This is a genomic window from Streptomyces sp. SD15, from assembly GCF_054462255.1.
The window spans coordinates 1-15081 of the sequence record NZ_JBTLMO010000074.1 but is presented as its reverse complement, the minus strand read 5'-3'; the positions used below and the strand labels follow the sequence as shown (position 1 = coordinate 15081).

Annotated in this window: 15 protein-coding genes and 3 pseudogenes; 8 read left to right on the top strand and 10 right to left on the bottom strand. The window is 67.8% G+C overall.

The genetic code is table 11. The features are described 5' to 3' along the window. The first annotated feature begins 50 nt into the window (after positions 1-50). Together ACX28W_RS39980 and ACX28W_RS39975 are read left to right on the top strand one after the other, a co-directional pair. Positions 51-1064, top strand: coding sequence for an NADP-dependent oxidoreductase (locus tag ACX28W_RS39980; RefSeq protein WP_459005034.1), 1014 nt, complete (start codon positions 51-53; stop codon positions 1062-1064). 137 nt (positions 1065-1201) lie between these two features. Further along, positions 1202-1792: a TetR/AcrR family transcriptional regulator gene (locus ACX28W_RS39975; protein WP_097282466.1), complete on the top strand. Its 591-nt coding sequence runs from the start codon at positions 1202-1204 to the stop codon at positions 1790-1792. 403 nt (positions 1793-2195) lie between these two features. On the opposite strand, the gene ACX28W_RS39970 is transcribed toward ACX28W_RS39975, so the two are convergent. The 3 genes from ACX28W_RS39970 to trhA all read right to left on the bottom strand — a co-directional run bounded on the left by ACX28W_RS39970 (position 2196) and on the right by trhA (position 3818). Next, a complete protein-coding gene (locus tag ACX28W_RS39970) occupies positions 2196-2363 on the bottom strand; it encodes a hypothetical protein (protein ID WP_179436378.1) in 168 nt (55 codons plus the stop codon). Positions 2364-2400: 37 nt separating this feature from the next. Further along, positions 2401-2757, bottom strand: coding sequence for a PRC-barrel domain-containing protein (locus ACX28W_RS39965; protein ID WP_095851753.1), 357 nt, complete (start codon positions 2755-2757; stop codon positions 2401-2403). Positions 2758-2987: 230 nt separating this feature from the next. Beyond that, positions 2988-3818 carry a PAQR family membrane homeostasis protein TrhA gene (trhA, locus tag ACX28W_RS39960; RefSeq protein WP_459005033.1) on the bottom strand — a complete coding sequence of 277 codons (831 nt, stop codon included), beginning with the start codon at positions 3816-3818 and terminating at the stop codon, positions 2988-2990. 569 nt (positions 3819-4387) lie between these two features. Here trhA and ACX28W_RS39955 point away from each other — a divergent pair. Beyond that, complete coding sequence (locus ACX28W_RS39955; protein ID WP_459005032.1) at positions 4388-4597, top strand: hypothetical protein; 210 nt, start codon at positions 4388-4390, stop codon at positions 4595-4597. Between the two features lie 93 nt (positions 4598-4690). Here the strand turns inward: ACX28W_RS39955 and ACX28W_RS39950 are convergent, their stop codons facing one another. Beyond that, complete coding sequence (locus ACX28W_RS39950; RefSeq protein WP_067385805.1) at positions 4691-5029, bottom strand: MerR family transcriptional regulator; 339 nt, start codon at positions 5027-5029, stop codon at positions 4691-4693. A gap of 1360 nt (positions 5030-6389) precedes the next feature. Between ACX28W_RS39950 and ACX28W_RS39945 the strand changes: the two are divergent. Together ACX28W_RS39945 and ACX28W_RS39940 are read left to right on the top strand one after the other, a co-directional pair. Next, a pseudogene (locus tag ACX28W_RS39945) lies at positions 6390-6795 on the top strand (ATP-binding protein). Positions 6796-6828: 33 nt separating this feature from the next. Beyond that, entirely contained in the window at positions 6829-7188 is a 360-nt protein-coding gene (locus ACX28W_RS39940; protein WP_067385807.1) for a hypothetical protein, read from the top strand. Between the two features lie 103 nt (positions 7189-7291). Here ACX28W_RS39940 and ACX28W_RS39935 read toward each other — a convergent pair whose 3' ends face one another. From ACX28W_RS39935 to ACX28W_RS39910, 6 genes are all read right to left on the bottom strand, one after another. Next, complete coding sequence (locus ACX28W_RS39935) at positions 7292-7600, bottom strand: SCO5918 family protein (protein ID WP_095851756.1); 309 nt, start codon at positions 7598-7600, stop codon at positions 7292-7294. A gap of 49 nt (positions 7601-7649) precedes the next feature. Then, the gene (locus tag ACX28W_RS39930) at positions 7650-8054 is read right to left on the bottom strand and encodes a CBS domain-containing protein (protein ID WP_459005031.1); all 405 of its coding nucleotides are present in this window, start codon (positions 8052-8054) and stop codon (positions 7650-7652) included. A gap of 45 nt (positions 8055-8099) precedes the next feature. After that, positions 8100-9593 (bottom strand): DEAD/DEAH box helicase, encoded by a 1494-nt coding sequence (locus ACX28W_RS39925; RefSeq protein ID WP_459005030.1) that lies wholly within the window; start codon positions 9591-9593, stop codon positions 8100-8102. A 327-nt stretch (positions 9594-9920) separates the two neighbouring features. After that, positions 9921-10124 (bottom strand): cold-shock protein, encoded by a 204-nt coding sequence (locus tag ACX28W_RS39920; RefSeq protein WP_067385816.1) that lies wholly within the window; start codon positions 10122-10124, stop codon positions 9921-9923. 669 nt (positions 10125-10793) lie between these two features. Then, positions 10794-11150, bottom strand: coding sequence for an STAS domain-containing protein (locus ACX28W_RS39915; RefSeq protein ID WP_459005029.1), 357 nt, complete (start codon positions 11148-11150; stop codon positions 10794-10796). Between the two features lie 1112 nt (positions 11151-12262). Further along, the gene (locus ACX28W_RS39910) at positions 12263-12601 is read right to left on the bottom strand and encodes a MerR family transcriptional regulator (RefSeq protein ID WP_095851760.1); all 339 of its coding nucleotides are present in this window, start codon (positions 12599-12601) and stop codon (positions 12263-12265) included. 874 nt (positions 12602-13475) lie between these two features. On the opposite strand from ACX28W_RS39910, the pseudogene ACX28W_RS39905 reads away from it, so the two are divergent. The 3 genes and pseudogenes from ACX28W_RS39905 to ACX28W_RS39895 form a co-directional block, all read left to right on the top strand. After that, a pseudogene (locus ACX28W_RS39905) lies at positions 13476-13961 on the top strand (XdhC family protein); the annotation flags it as partial. Then, positions 13894-14214 carry a Rieske (2Fe-2S) protein gene (locus tag ACX28W_RS39900; RefSeq protein WP_459005028.1) on the top strand — a complete coding sequence of 107 codons (321 nt, stop codon included), beginning with the start codon at positions 13894-13896 and terminating at the stop codon, positions 14212-14214. The pseudogene ACX28W_RS39905 and the gene ACX28W_RS39900, both read left to right, overlap by 68 nt. A gap of 536 nt (positions 14215-14750) precedes the next feature. Further along, positions 14751-14819 (top strand): annotated as a pseudogene (locus ACX28W_RS39895) (extradiol dioxygenase); the annotation flags it as partial. Positions 14820-15081 lie beyond the last annotated feature (262 nt).

The following is a 15081-nucleotide window of genomic DNA, read 5'->3' as shown; positions in this document are numbered from 1 at the left end:
ATCGTCCGCCGAGAAGGCAACCGAGAAGATCACGCAAAGGGATGGCTGACATGAAGGCATTCGTCGTCGAGAAGTACGGCAAGGACGGCCTACGCGCCGCAGATGTTCCCGAGCCCACCGTCGAGGCCGGCGACGTCCTGGTCCAAGTGAGCGCCACCAGCATCAACCCGCTGGACAAAATGGTCCGCAACGGGGAGTTCAAACGACTCCTGAAGTACAGGCTTCCGTTCGTGCTCGGCCACGACGTCGCCGGCATCGTGACGCAGGTCGGGTCGGCCGTACGCGACTTGACAGTCGGCGACGAGGTCTACGCACGTCCCCGCGACCTGCGGATCGGAGGCTTCGCCGAGTTCATTGCGATCGACCAGGACGACGTCTCGCCCAAGCCGGAGTCACTCACCCTCCGCGAGGCGGCCGCGGTGCCGCTGGTGGCCTCGGCCGCCTGGCAGATCCTCGTCGACCGCGCCCACGTGATGCCGGGTCAGGAGGTGCTCATCCACGCCGGTGCCGGTGGCCTCGGATCGACGGCCATCCAGCTCGCCAAGCACCTCGGTGCCACGGTGGCGACGACCACGAACTCCCGCACCGAGAAGTTGGTCAGGAGCCTCGGCGCCGACATCGTCGTCGACTACACCAAGGAGGACTTCTCGCAGGTGCTGTCCGGCTACGACCTGGTGCTGGACTCCCTTGGCGGGGCGAACCTCGAGAAGTCGCTGACTGTGCTGAAGCCGGGCGGCCTGGCCATCGGTGTCGTCGGCCCGCCGGACGTCGGGTTCGCCAGGCAACTCGACGCCCCGTCGTTCATGGGCGTGGCCATGAACGCGCTCAGCCGCAAGGTGCGCAAGCAGGCCAAGGCCCTGGGTGTGCGCTATCAGTTCTTCTTTATGCAGGCCAGTGGCGCCCAGCTCCGTGAACTCGGCGCCCTGTATGACAACGGACGGCTCCGCCCGGTCATCGACCGAACTTTCCCCTTCGACCGGACGCTCGAGGCGATGGCGTACGTCGAGCAGGGGCGTACCACGGCCGGAAAGGTCGTGATCTCGATGGCGCCCGGCAACGACTGAATCGGGCTGGCCGCAGAGAAGGCGTGGCGGTGCTCCAAGACGCCGTTCGCCTACCATTGGAGTGCGTTCGTAATCCAATATGATGGCGAAGTCGGCGGAGGGCGGGTGACCCTTCCGGCGCACAAAGGAGCGAGTGCGTGGCGCGTTACGGGAAAGAGCACAAGCAGGCGACGAGGCAGCGGATCATCGAGACCGCCGGCCGCCGGTTCAAGCAGGACGGTATCGACGGCTCGGGCATCTCGACGCTGATGGCGGACGCCGGACTGACCAACGGCGCCTTCTACGCCCACTTCGAATCCAAGGACGATCTCGTGGCCGCCGCGGTCGCGGACCAGTTGCGCGTGCAGTACGCGAACGTCATCGAGCAGGCGGCCCCCGGGATCGCCGGACTCGAGCAGATCGTACGGTGGTATCTGTCGCCCCAGCACCGCGACAGTCCCGACGACGGCTGCCCCTCCGCCGCACTCCTCGATGAGATCGGGCGCTGCGCGGACGAGACCAAGCAGGCGTACACCGACGGCGTGCTCGCCGTCATCGACGGTATCGCCGCTCGCCTGGCACCTGCCGATCCGCGCTCGGTGCACAAGAAGACCCTCAGCGTCTACGCCATGATGGTCGGGACGCTGCAGCTCTCCCGCGCCCTGGCCGACCGGCGACTCTCCGACGAACTCCTCGAAGAGGGCATCCGCAACGCCCTCACTCTGCTCAGCGCACAGGAGTCCCGCTGACACGCCGCAGCACCACGCGGCAGCCCCGCCGAGCCGCTCCACACCACGCCCCCGACCAAGCGTCCCATCCGGTTCCGGAGGCAATCAGTCAGGGCCTTGCCCAGATCAGCGGCCCCCGAGGCCCTGCGGGCGCTGCCGCCGGCCCATAACTACTCGGGCTGACTCACAGACGCCCCTATAACGGGGGGCGCTGGATACCCGCCCTTACTCTGATCGCGGCGGTCGTCGACGCCAGCCACGACCACCTGGAGGACGACGCGACCGTCATGTGCCTGGGCTGGCACGGCATCGGCCACTCCGAGCGGGACGCCGACACGGCGCCGACCTCACCGACGCCTCTGACACTCCGCTACGTCCGGTCCCTGGGCGGGCGGCCCGGGGGACGCTTGCCCGGCTGACCGCGTCACCGGGGAAGGTGCCTGCGGCGGCTGCCCAGGCGCAGGCCGAGGAGGACGAAGTCGGCGACCAGAACCACCACGCCGATGACCAACAGATAGAACAGGCCCTTCGCGACCACACCGATGATGCCGAGCACGATGGCCACAATGATCAGCAAGAGGAAGAGAGCCATTGGTGTCACCTCATGGTGGGAGACGTTGTTGGGGGCATCAGCGGCGGGCGAGGCGACGTTCGCCACCCTCACCCATGCGGTAGGCGAGCTCGTAGTGCGCGAAGACCGTCTTCTCGTCCTCCGCGAGCAGTTCGCCATCCGTGCCGATCGAGGGCGCTTCCTTTACCTGCTTCCTGTCGTAGGCGACCTTCAGATAACCGGGACCGACCGTCGCGTCGCCCAGGGGGACGAACACCAGCCGGTGCCGGGTCGGCAGGCCGACTGTGACCGTCGCGAACACGGGCTGGTCCGTGGCCGTGTCGACGTAAACCGCCTCCAGGACGCCGATCTTGTGCCGCTCGTGGTCGACCACGTCGTGGCCCCGCCATTCCCTGATGTCTTGCGCCTCGAACACGGGGCCCCCTCTGTCGCAGGTCAGCTGAAGACCGCTGTCGTCACTATCTCGCTCCTCCCTCCTTACCTGCCTACGGAGCGTCACACCCTGGAGAGCAGCCAACTTGCAGGCCGGACGACGGACGACCTTCACGGGCGGCGCGATGCCTCGGAGACCGCCCGGCCTGTCGCGGTCCAGCGCGCGGCAACGTGGGGGGCGATGAGCGGCGCGGGCCGGAACACCTGTCGCGGTCAGTAGGTGACCAGGGAGATGGCGATGTAGTGCGCGGTGAAGGCCGCCACGGTCAGGGCGTGGAACACCTCGTGGAAGCCGAACCAGCGGGGCGAGGGGTCGGGTCGCTGGAGGGCGTAGACGACCGCGCCCGCGCTGTAGAGGAGACCGCCGGCCACGATCAGGGTGAGTACGGCCGCTCCGCCGGTGTGCAGGAAGTCGGGCAGGTAGCGCACCGGTGCCCATCCCAGGGCCAGGTAGCACGGGGTGTACAGCCAGCGCGGCGCTCCGACCCACAGGACCCGGAACGCGATGCCGGCCGATGCGCCCGCCCACACGATCCACAGCAGCACGGACCGCTGGTCCGGCCGGAGGAGGAGCACGGCCAGGGGCGTGCAGGTGCCGGCGATGATGAGGAAGATGTTGGCATGGTCTAGACGTCGCAGAAGAGCCTCGCCGAGCGGCCCCCAGGTGCCGCGGTGGTAGACGGCGCTCGTTGCGAACAGCAGCCAGGCGGTGACCGAGTACACGGCGCAGGCCAGGGCCGCCTGCGGGGTGCGAGCCAGGCAGATGAGCACGATGCCTGCGATCAGTGCGGCGGGGACCATTGCGGCATGGAGCCAGCCACGCAACCTCGGCTTGATCGGTTCCGCCAGGTCGGCCGCCCGCTCCACCAGAGTGGCGACCGGGTGAGCGTTCTTCCCTGCCCCGTCATCTTGTGATCCGACGGGCAGCCCGTCTTCACGGCGTTCTCCACCCCCTGAGGCGGCGTGGATGTGTTCGGCTTCAGCGGCGTCGCGGGACACAGCTTCTCGTCCTCCCTCGGACTCCTGGGCGTCACCGGTGATCATGGGGTCATGCTGGAAGACGACACCCCGACGGCATTCTAGGAGTCCGGTCGCGAACACCACGCCCACGTCGCCGGCATGGTGTTCCGCAACCGTTTGAACTCCGACCTCGTTGATCCTGGCGTCAATCGGGCCTGCCGAGGCCGAGTAGATCGGCTGGTCATGGGAACGATCAGGGCTCCCGAACGGGCATCTCTGCTTGCCTACGCGCAAGGATCGTCGATGCTTCCTGAGGTCTGCCCCCACGTATCCGCCCCCCTCGCACACCAGTTGGAACACCAATTGGGCCTGGCTCCGCATCTCGAAGCGGGCCAACTCGATGTGGAGCGCGTCGCCGGCATCGCAGTCGTCGCAGCTGCCCACTCCGATGGGTATGTGGCCACCGGCCATCTCCTCGGACTGCCGGCCGCGCTACCTGCCCCCCACCAAGGCAGGAGAACGCTTCTGGTCGGACCTGTGGGGGGGCTTCGGGCACTGCGTACCTGCTCCCCGTCAACATCAAGGCTCTGGTGCTGCGTTCCCTGGCAGGAGAAGGAACCCCTGCCCGACAGATTCTCTCGGCCGTCGATGAGGTGACCCTGCCCCAGCGCGTCGCGGCCGGGGGGGTGATCGGTCAAGCCCTCGCCGAGTCCGACCATTTTCCCGACCTCAAGACACAGGTCATCGCAGAACTGTGGCTGCGAGATCTCGAGCTCACCGCCTGGCGCGTCCTGCACGCAGACCACAGGTCGGACGATCCGGCTGGACGGACGGCCTTCCTCGACGCCTGGACCAGCGTCTGAACGTCTGCTCCTGCAAGCTGCGCTTTGCGTGCCGGGCAGCGTGCGTGAGCGGCAGCGGCGAAGCTGCCGGGAAAGCCGTAGGTCCCAGCCGTCTCAGGACGCGGCTGTTGGATTCGCCGATTCGGCGGCGCGGCGGTATTCGGCGTTGATGCGCTGGGCTTCCTCAAGCTGGTCTTCGAGGATGACGATGCGGCAGGCGGCCTCGATGGGGGTCCCGTGGTCGACGAGCTCCCGGGCGCGGGCCGCAATGCGCAGCTGGTAGCGGGAGTAGCGGCGATGGCCGCCCTCGGAGCGGAGCGGGGTGATGAGGCGGGCTTCGCCGATGGCGCGGAGGAAGCCCTGGGTGGTGCCGAGCATCTCGGCGGCCCGGCCCATGGTGTAGGCGGGGTAATCGTCGTCATCGAGCCGGCCGAAGGAATCGTCTGCTGTCATTGCACCTCACTGTGGAACGCGTGGAGGGGCCCTGGTGCCATACGGCACCAGGGCCCCGAAGGGAACTGCTACACCATCTGCCGGCCCTGATACTGCGCCGGCCTACTTGTTCCGCAGGCCCACCCGGGAGAGGACGGGGAATGCGAGGATCGCGGATGCGTGACCGGAGACCACCTACCTATCGATGTCCTGCGGTACCCGGGCTCGAGCCTTCCGCCCGGGCGATCCTGATGGCGCTGAAGCCCTCCGTTCTTCCCTCTGAACCAATCACTTACCAAACGGGGACTGCGTACTGCTTGCACTGCTGATACCGCGAACTGCTGGTGGCCTCGCCTAGCGCCACTCTTCGGCAGCCAGCCCCGTCGCCGGTCCTGCATCTGCTCTGGCTTAGAACCCCACTGCCGAACCTCCCGGCACGCGCGCCCGCAGCCGACGCCTTTACCGAGGAACCACTGACAACCGCACTGCTGGTACTGCGAACTGCACTTACGGAACTGCTACTGCGTGAACTGCGGTCCTGCTCACGGCGGCCCCTGATCGCTGCGGGCCACCCGGTCCGGTCGTCAGCCCCGTCGCCGTCCTGCGACAACCCTGGCTTCGGAACTCCACCACCGCACCGTCCTGCGAACTGCAACTACGTGTACTGCTGCCCGGCAGTTCATCTCTGCCGGGCCTCGCTCGATCTCGGCTACGAGAGAAACCATAGCCACACCACCACCCAATGTCTACTCCAGCAAACATAGATTTCCGTGTGCCCCGAGATGAAGCTATCCGCCTCGATCGGTCTATGGACGGTCGGATCTGCCTGAAGCTCAGGTCTGGCGCTGGGAGTGCCCCGCAGCCGGGCAGCCCGTTGGGCTGACCGTGACGCCGCCGACTGCGCCGCGGCTACCGTCGGCGGGTACCGGCCACCACTGGGCACCTCATATTTCCGGCCGTAACACCCCGACAGGCCGGCCGATGACGGGCGTAGCACGAGGGCCTGCGCCGGCCTTGACGATCCCGGCCCCACGACGGAGCAGCAGTTCGTGGAAGCCGTGCACGCCGGTGCCGGTGCCGCAATCCGCAGACTGCCGCTCCTGCTGCCGCGTCAGCGCCTCGAGAGGATCTACTTCATCGGCCCGCGGTAACTCTCTGCGCCCTCGCCCGGCTGGCCGTGCTCGCCCGACCGGTGGCGTCCGCCTCGGATGGGCCGCCTGCTCGAACCGGCGCGGGGCCCCGACTCGAGCAGGCCGTGGGCCGGCACCGTGACACGGGCGTGACGCGGACGCACGGCAGTGCCTTGGCGGGTGGCGGGACGGGGCAAGAGATCGGGTAGGCAAGGCCGGGCATGGACGGTCCAGAGACCAGGGTGACTCTGATGAACACGATGGCCGTCAACGCCACAACCGTCCGTTCCACGACAGCCGTTGCCGACGCACGCGATACGGCACGGGCCTTCCTCGAATGCCTGCGACAGCCGGCCGTGGCCCCTGACGCAGCGGACACCGTGGTCCTGGTCGTGTCCTAGCTCGTCACCAACGCCCTGCGCCACGGCCCGGGGCCGCTGCACATGGGAACTGACTGCGCACCCCGACACCATCGAGGTGGCCGTCCACGACCCCAGTCGGCATGCGCCGCGCATGCGCACCCCTGACCTGAACGGCGGCGCAGGGGGCTTCTGTTGGCCCATGGTCAACCGCCTCGCCCGCGCCACCGCGGTCACCCGCCGGGCCTCCGGCGGCAAGACCATGAGCGCCCGTCTTGCCCGGTGGCGCCACCGCTAAGCACCCGGATGGCCGGTAAATATAATCTGCCCCATGTCGAAGCCTGACGAGCTGCTCGTTGACGTCGCCGCCCTGGTGGAGTCCGGGCAGAGCAACCAGATGTCCCTGACCGTGGTCACCGGTGGCGCTGTCATCACCGGTCGGCTGGCTCCCGAAGCAGTGTGGAGGCAGAGGGTGTCGGATGTGCTGACAGATTCCGCCCGCTTGGGAGAATTCTCCGCCGCCTTCGACACCCCCGCGAAGAAGAACGGGCCGCCCACTCATCTTCACTTCCATGTCGCCCGGATCCTGCAGGGCACGGTCGGCATCCCGGAGACAGGCGGGATGTACCGTGTGGCGATCGACGACGTCAGCGCCTGGACCATGGGCGACTTCAGCTATTCCGACCACTGAGCGACCACTGCGACGGAACCCCGTCGCAAGCAGTGTGGGCCCGACCGGCGCTCGCCGGTCGGGCCCACACTGCTGTTCAGGCGTCGGCTCGTTGCCTGTCCCGTCAGACGGACACGGGAGTACCGAGCATCGCGGAAGCTTGCTGGAGCGAGCTGAGGATGCGTACGGGTGCGGCCGTGGGGAGGGTGCGGCAGGTGAAGCCGAGCTGAGTCATGGCCCGGAGGACTTCGGCGGCGCTGAAGTCACGGCGGTCCTGGCGGGTGATGACCTGGCCGACTTGCTTGACGGGGTAGTGGCGGCGGCCGATGATCACGGATTCGCCGGTGCCGGGTTCGGGCTTGATGCCCTTCATCGATTCCAGCACGCCGTTCTTGGTGAGCTCGAAGGGGAAGCGGGCAATGACGCAGCGCATGTGGCCTCACAGGGAGAAGGAGAGAACGGTCCGACCAGGGTGAGGCGGTTCAACGGGAGAGGGCGAGGACGCCCAGGGCGCTGCCTTGCCCGTCGACCACCGGCAGGGCACCGAGCCGGCGGGAGCGCATCGCGTGCTCGGCTTCGGCCATCGTGGTCACGGGTGAGGTGAACGACCTGTGGTCGCCGAGGATGTCGCGCAGGCGGACGCGGTCCGTGTAAGCGGAGCTGTCGCGGACCGCGGTGAGTTCAATCTGGGTGACTAGTCCGGTGCACTGGCCGTCCTGGTCGCAGACGACCAGTCGGCCCGTGCGGGCGGCGGCCATGACGGACAGCGCCACCTCGACGCTCATGTCGTCACAGACCTGCGGTCCGGCCGCGTCCACGACCTCAGCCACCGTCCTGCGCACGGGGCTGGCGATCGCCGGGCGGGGCTGCATCTGAACCAGCGTCAAAAGGTGCCTCCTGCAGAGATGGGTCAGCTTCCTGATCACGAAGGTCTAGGCCGCGGCGTCGAAGACGGACTTTCGTACGGGCGCGCGCCGGGTTGCCGAAGCGGGGCGGCGGCGGCCTCGGGAGGAGGCGCTGCGCTTGGGGCGTTCGACCACCGGTGCGGTGATGACGACCGGGATGCCGGAGGGGGCCTGCGCGCCGGTGATCCGGCTCAGGGCCTCGTCGCCCGAGCGGATCTGGGTGGTCTGCGGCCGGATCCCGGCGTCCGACATGAGGCGGACCATATCGCGGCGCTGGTTCGGTGTGACGAGGGTGACGACGCTGCCGGACTCGCCGGCGCGGGCGGTACGTCCGCCGCGGTGGAGGTAGTCCTTGTGGTCGGTCGGCGGGTCGACGTTGACGACGAGGTCGAGGTTGTCGACGTGGATGCCGCGCGCCGCGACGTTGGTCGCAACCAGCACGCTGACGTGCCCCGTCTTGAACTGCGCCAGCGTGCGGGTGCGCTGCGGCTGCGACTTGCCCCCGTGCAGCGCGGCGGCCCGTACCCCGCTGTTGAGCAGGTCCTGGGTGAGCCGGTCGACGGCGTGCTTGGTGTCCAGGAACATGATCACCCGACCGTCGCGAGCGGCGATCTCGGTCGTGGCGGCGTGCTTGTCAGCGCCGTGGACGTGCAGGACGTGGTGCTCCATCGTCGTGACCGCACCGGCCGAGGGATCGACCGAATGCACGACAGGGTCGGTCAGATAGCGGCGCACCAGCAGGTCGACGTTACGGTCCAAGGTGGCGGAGAACAGCATCCGCTGCCCCTCCGGACGCACCTGGTCGAGCAGTGCGGTGACCTGCGGCATGAAACCCATGTCAGCCATCTGGTCGGCCTCGTCCAGCACCGTGACGCCCACCTGGTTCAGCCGGCAGTCGCCACGGTCGATGAGGTCCTTGAGCCGGCCAGGGGTCGCGACGACGATCTCCGCTCCGCCTCGCAGCGCGCCGGCCTGCTTGCCGATCGACATCCCACCCACCACCGTGGCCAGCCGCAGTCTGACGGATCGTGCGTACGGAGTGAGCGCGTCGGTCACCTGCTGCGCCAGCTCACGCGTCGGGACGAGGATCAGCCCCAGCGGCTGGCGGGGCTCAGCACGCCGTCCGGCGGTACGGGCGAGCAGGGCGAGGCCGAAGGCGAGGGTCTTGCCGGAGCCGGTGCGCCCGCGGCCCAGGACGTCACGGCCCGCCAGGGAGTTCGGCAGCGTCGCGCTCTGGATCGGGAACGGCGCGCTCACGCCCTGCCTGCCGAGTTCGGCCAGCAGCTGCTCGGGCATGCCGAGATCGGCGAAGCCCTCAACGGCAGGCAGTGCGGGGGTGATCGTCTTGGGGAGCGCGAACTCCCCCTGCACCGCGGCGGGCCGACGGCCGTAACCGCCAGAACGGGCCGGGCCGCCGGAACGGCGCGGTGCCGACGAGCCGAAGCGACTGCCGCCCCTTCCTGCGTCGGCACCGCCCTTACGGGCGCGGGCGGAGCGGTCGTTCGTACGTGTGCGGTTCATGTGGAGCCTTCCTCGATGTGGCACATATCAAGGAATTCCCGCAAGCGATGAGCAGCACGGAATTACTAGTATGGACCGATGTCAAAGCAAATCCGGCCGACGGGAATCCACGCGGGCGTAAATGCCGAAATAGGTGACGCAGTGGGGTCGTAAAATCCGGGCGGTGACTGCGGTGTAGCTCTTCAGGATGCGCCTGCATCCCGAAGGAGGAGCCGCGTGTGGTGAGACTGCGGTTCCTCCGAGCCGTCCCGCGGGTGAAACCACCGCGGGAAATGGCTGCAGCTGGGGCCCGCACCCCGAAGGATGCGGGCCCCAGCTGCAAGTCTGTCAGGCCGGAACGATGTTCTCGGCCGTCAGGCCCTTCTGGCCCTGCGCGATATCGAAGTTCACCTTCTGGCCTTCGAGCAGCTCACGGAAGCCCTGGGCGGCGATGTTCGAGAAGTGGGCGAACACGTCAGCGCCGCCACCGTCCTGCTCGATGAAGCCGAAACCCTTTTCCGCGTTGAACCACTTCACGGTACCAGCAGCCATGTCATATCTCCTTTGGGGCAGTACACCGACGTCCGCACTGTGCGAGCACCGTGTCGCCGCGATGATTACCCCGCCGGAAAATGACCGGAAATAAAAAAGCGCTCTCCCCGGTAAGAGCGGGGTGGGAGCACTTGAAGTTTCGGGAACCACAACTGCAACTGAGACGGACAGTAGCACGCCGCAACGGCCCGCGTCGGTTAAGTAATTCCACTCCACTTGTTGCGGCAAAAACTCTCACTACACCGTCCGTCAAACTCTCACCTCACGAACACAGATATTGACTCACTCGCAGTGCAACGTTCCAAAAAAGGGAGCGGAGTCGTCAGCCGCTACCATGGCCGCCAGGGCGCTATGACGTGCGCGGCCGTCCGAAAGATCGCCTTCAACAACGGCTAACACGATGAGGCGGACCTGCGCTGATCGCCGCGTCCAGAGCAGTAGTCGAGCTTTCGGTCCGGTGCGGGGACCCCACCGTGGATCGTGTCGGGCAAACTGCGCCCTCCGGCAGTGCCGCGGGCACGAAGGCTCCGCTTCCCCGGACATGGCAGCTGACCGCCGAGCTGGAAATTCGGTGTTCGTTCGCCGTCTGCCCGACGGGCGCCCCGCACTCCTGACGACCTGCGGCGAGAGTCCGACCGCTGACCGGGAGCGGGGCGCCGTTGCCTGGCGTCAGGAAGTAAGGGCTTGACGAAGCGTGGGGTAGCAGGGAATGACCGTGTCGAGACCAACCATTTCAACGACCCGCTGAACCGTTGCCCTCAAGGACGCCAGCCGGATCCAGCCGTCGGCGGACGCTGCATCGCGTTGCGCGGCGGCCAGGGCACTGATGGCGCTGGCATCCAGGAAGGCGAGCGCACTGAGGTCGAGAAGCGTCCGCGACGCTCTGGTGCCGTCTACGCGGAGGGCCTGCCGCAGGAGGTGGACGTTACCGGCGTCGACTTCGCCGCTCAGCGCCAGGACGCGGATGCCTGCGGCGGTTGCCTGATTGATCATAGGCCGGGCGCCCTGCCCGGCCGTCTCGTGCATGTCTGACGCGTCTCCTTCAACAATCCTCTGCGGCACCGCCAACGCCCCCAAAGAGGGCACCGGAAGCGCTACACCCTATAAGGGCGCTGCCCCCGTGTAACTGTGCTGGAGGGTAACGTTCCGGGCGGGCATACCGGCCCTAAAAGGGGTAGCGGGCGGGGAGAGGGAAGCGGGCACGGATGGACGAGACGAGTGGGGCCGACGGCGGGGGCGGCCTCGCTGCTGGAGGCATCGCTCGCGCTGGACAGCGACGGCTCCCGCATAGCCCAGGCCCGCCATCTGGCATCGGCTTTCCTGACGACGGCGCGAGACGACCAAGGCATCCCGGTGGTGACCGCCACGGTCGAGATCGTCCAGCTGACCGTCAGCGAACTGGTCACGAACGCCCGCAAGTACCCGCCGGGACCGGCCCTTTTGCGTCTGCGGGTCACCGGTGCCGTGGTGCGGGTTGAACTCTGGGACAGCAATCCCGTCGTACCGGCCGCCAAGCCCACGATCCCGAACGCGTGGGCCAGCACGGCCTTGAGATCGTCAGAGCACTTGCCCAGAGCGTCACTGTCGAGCGGACACTCCTCGGCAAGCGCATCACCGCGGACATCGCCCTCACCACGGCCACCACATAACCGGACCGGTCTCGGCAGTTGCTGTCCGCTCATGGCGACGGCCGCCGGTCGCCCGGCGACCGTGTGCCTTGCGAGACGTGGCCCCCGTACCGTCCACATCGAGCACTCCCCACGGGCACAACCCGGAAGCGCGGAAACCCGGTCTCGAAGCTGGCCGCCAGGGACGCACCGGGCCGCGGCATCTGCGGGAGCCGAGGTGGGCCCGGCGCTCGTGGAACGCCGCAGGCTCACTGTGCTGCGGGAAGCAGCCTCAACCACCACACCCGAACGGCACGGGGAGACTGCATCAACCTAGCCCTCACAGCCGCTATCGACCGCCATAAGCGCCCCAGCTGCTCACACACAAGGGAGGAAGCGAGCCTGCGTGCGTCCGATCGCTCCAGCTCCGCGGCCGTGGAAGGCGAAGCTGCGCAGCACGTTGCGCGTCGCTGGCGACCTGTGAGGGTGACAGGCAGTGAAGTCCTGCGCGGGTGGCACGTCCTGGCCGCCTCAGGCGGCGGTTGTCGGGTTCGCTGATCCGGCGGCGCGGCGGTATTCGGCGTTGATGCGCTGCGCTTCTTCGAGCTGGTCTTCGAGGATGACGATGCGGCAGGCGGCCTCGATCGGAGTGCCCTGGTCGACGAGTTCCCGGGCGCGAGCGGCGATGCGCAGCTGGTAGCGCGAGTAACGGCGGTGTCCGCCCGCGGAGCGCAGCGGGGTGATCAGGCGCGCTTCACCGATGGCGCGGAGGAATCCCTGGGTGGTGCCGAGCATCTCGGCGGCCCGGCCCATCGTGTAGGCGGGGTAGTCGTCGTCATCGAGACGGCCGAACGAGTCGTCTGCTGTCATTGCACCTCTCTCATGGAACGCGTGGAGGGGCCCTGGCGCTATTCACGCCAGGGCCCCGAAGGAACTGCTACACCATCTGCCGGCCCTGATACTGCGCCGGCCTTCTGAGTCCGCACCAGCTCACGGGGGATGAGGGCTTGTGCGGGGATCGCGGTTGCTCGACCGGAGACCACCTCACTATCGATGTCCTGCGGTACCCGGGCTCACGACTTCCGCCCGGGCGATCCTGATGGCTCTCGGCCCCTCCGTTCTTTCCCTCTTGGATCAACTAACTGCTGGTACTGCTCTCCTGCGTACTGCTGGTATTGCGAACCGCTCAGTGACCTGTCACAGCGCCACTTTCCGGCAGCCAGCCCCGTCGCCCGTCCTGCGTCTGCTCTGGCTTGGAACCCCACTGCCGAACTTCCCGGTGCGCGCGCCCGCAGCCGACGCCTTCACCGAGGTACCGCTCACTCTCTTCACTGCTGGGCCTTGCGAACTGCACTTACTGGTACTGCCACTGCATCAACTGCGGTCCTGCTCACGGTGGCCCCTGATCACTGCGGGCCACCCGGTCCGGTCGTCAGTCCCGTCGCCGTCCTGCAACCACCCTGGCTTCGAAACTCCACCACCGCACCGTCCTGCGTACTGCTGCCCGGTAGTTCGTGTCTGCCGGGCCCTGCTGTCTCTCTGGGCTACGAGAGAAACCATAGCCAGTCGATCACCCAATGTCTACTCCAGCCAACATAGATTTCCGGTTGTTCGGCAGCGAGATAATCGGCCTCGTGACGACGGAGTAAGTAAAGCCGTCATGCGCCGGGTTAGCGGGCCGCCGACCAGGGCATGAGCCCCGCGCACACGAACGGGCATGACGATCTCAAGACCGGGGGGGCCTGCCGCTCCGCCCCGGATGCTGATCTTCGGCGCCGTCGACTTCGCCGCCGCTCTCAGCCAGGCCGGGCGCTTCCTCGGCTACCGCGTCACCGTCTGCGACGCCCGCCCCGTCTTCGCCACCACTGCCCGATTCCCGCACGCCGACGAAGTCGTCCTCGACTGGCCCCACCGCTACCTCGCAGCCACTGAGACCGACGCCCGCACCGCCGTCTGCGTCCTCACACACGACGCCAAATTCGACATCCCCCTACTCACCCTGGCGCTGCGTCTCCCCGTCGGATACATCGGCGCGATGGGCTCCCGCCGCACCCACGAGAACCGCAACCAGCGGCTGCGCGAAGCAGGGGTCACGACGGCACAACTCACCCGCCTCAACTCCCCGATCGGACTCGACCTCGGCGCCCACACCCTCGCAGCTGGTGGAGCCGGGCTGGCACTACGTCGCCGACCTGTCCGACCTTCCACAAGGCCGACCGACGCACCGTGATCTCGACGGCGTGGCCGTGGTCGCCGTCCGCCAGCCGGGCGACACGGTGCACGTGCTAGCCGAACACTGCAGTCACCTGGCGGGCCCGCTGTCACAGGGCACCCTGGAAGACGGCTGCCTGCGCTGTCCCTGGCACGGCAGCACCTTCCGGCTGACCGACGGCTGGAACATCACTGATCCGGCCACCGCACCCCAACCCGCCTTCGACACCCGCATAACCGACGGCCAGGTAGAAGCACGGCTGCGCACCTGACACCGTCCCAACGGGCAGCACCCCTGCTGGCACCTCACGCAGCACGACGGTAGCCGTACCGATTCAGTTCACCAGCCTGCAGCCTGGAACGACGCCAGCCCACCCCACGGGCCAAGGGCGGCTGGAAGCAGCACCGCATTCGGAGAGCGGGCGCGCGGGAGCGAACCTGCGACGATTTCTCCGGCCCGCTTCCGCGAACGAGTTTAGCCAACGCCGCCTGAACCGCCACGGCGCGCTCCACCGTGTCGAACACTGAGGCTGCGCCCTCTTGAAGTGGCTGGTCAGCAGGGGTGGTGTGGCCCCGTTTCGGACTGCTCGTACAGGTCGCGGGCGGCAGTCTGGGGTGGAGATCGTCTGGCAGGGCGGTTTTACCGAAGCCCGAGGTCGGTGTCGCCGGACCTCACGACGGTACCGTCGTCCAGGGTGAAGTCTCCACGCCGACGCGGGGGTGGTTCGACCAGCCGGGCCTTCCGCCGACACCCGGAAGATCTCGGTCTCCTGCTCGGCTTCTATACGAAATTGTTCGGCGCCGAGGACCGCGGATCCTGCTCAGCATCGGTGTCGACGACGTCGACGAGACGCTCGGCCGGGTGGAGGCGGGTGGCCAAGGCGAACCCGGGGGCCGGGGCGGCGGTGGTGCTTTTGCATTCTCGTTTTCGGCCACCTGAGCGGGAGAGGCTGATGGACGAGCTCAACGCTCTGGGAGTGTCGGAGGCGAGGAAGTCGCCGGGGAAGGCGGCTGGCCGCAGGCGATCACCCCGCCAAGGCGGAGTCGACGGCACACACGGAACGCGCGGCGTCCAGCGGCTCCTGCATGCCGGCCACCATCCAGGCGAAGCCGGTGCCCCGCCAACCGGCACACCGCGT